This window comes from Cetobacterium sp. ZWU0022, from assembly GCF_000800875.1.
Lineage (GTDB): Bacteria > Fusobacteriota > Fusobacteriia > Fusobacteriales > Fusobacteriaceae > Cetobacterium_A.
On record NZ_JRJZ01000193.1, the window covers coordinates 1 to 720 of the forward strand.

At 32.5% G+C, this 720-nt stretch carries 1 protein-coding gene; it reads right to left on the minus strand.

Features of this window, described 5'->3' with window-relative positions; all coding sequences use genetic code 11:
• A partial coding sequence (locus L988_RS13100; protein ID WP_047384950.1) for an efflux RND transporter permease subunit occupies positions 1-720 on the minus strand: 720 nt, incomplete at both ends.

Below are 720 nucleotides of genomic sequence, written 5' to 3' on the forward strand. Positions count from 1 at the left end.
TATCATCATTCCTATAAATGTTAAGAACGCTAATGCAACTGTTTTCTTTCTATTTGAAATAGCCCACTCTATTATTTTCTCATAACTAGATTTTACTTTTCCAAATATTTTTCCCTCTTTTGTTATATCTGCATTTGCTTTTAAGAATCTACTTGCTACCATCGGCATTAAAGTCAATGATACGATTAAAGCTGCAACGTTTGAGAATATAATTGATAATGACATATCTCTAAATATCTCTCTTGCTATACCTGGTATAAATAATACTGGTATAAATACAACCATTGTTGTTAAAGCCGAAGCTAATATTGCAACTGCAACTTCTGAAGCTCCATCCTCTGAGGCTTCCATAACTGGCTTTTTCAGCTCTGTTATGTGTCTATAGATATTATCTATAACAACAACCGAGTTATCCGTAAGCATTCCAACTCCAATTGATAATCCCATTAGAGATATAACGTTTATCGTTACTCCTAAAAGCGATAGGAAGGCAAACGTAAATATAATTGCAATTGGTAATGCCAATGAAATTAGCATTGTCGCTCTAATATTTTTTAAGAACACAAGTAATACTATAGTTGCAAGAACTAGTCCTGTAACAGCATTTCCCTTTACTCCTGAAATCGATGAATTAATGTTCTCAGAATAATCCATTACAGTATTTACTTCTACACCATTTGGGAAGTATGGTTTCATCTCTTCTAATGCTATTTTAGCATT